Annotated in this window: 1 pseudogene; it reads left to right on the top strand. The window is 56.9% G+C overall.

Annotated elements, in window-relative coordinates:
• Positions 1 to 20 precede the first annotated feature (20 nt).
• Positions 21 to 297, top strand: a pseudogene (locus tag HMPREF2932_RS07020) (IS21 family transposase); the annotation flags it as partial.

Raw genomic sequence — 297 nt, 5'->3', positions numbered from 1 at the left:
ATGAGCACATTCCATCTGGAATGGACTCCACCCGTGGACTGTGGACCAGTGACTACTTTTATCGCGAAGCCAGCAAAACCGGCCCGGCAACACGCAAGGTCATCGAAGAACTCATCGCGGCGAAAGCCATCCCGGCCCAGGCGTACCAGTCTTGCCGAAATGTGCTTTCGATGGGCAAACACGGCAACAAACCAATCCTGGAAGAGGCATGCCAGCGCCTGACCGCCAACGACGGCAGCCGACGGGCGGTGTCATATACCGCAGTCAAAAACATGATGGCCGCCATACGCAAAGAAC

The sequence above is a fragment of the Corynebacterium sp. HMSC074H12 genome (genome assembly GCF_001813755.1).
GTDB classification, from domain to species: domain Bacteria; phylum Actinomycetota; class Actinomycetes; order Mycobacteriales; family Mycobacteriaceae; genus Corynebacterium; species Corynebacterium hiratae.
Note: the sequence above shows the minus strand (reverse complement) of the source record. Positions and strands in the feature narration are given on the sequence as shown.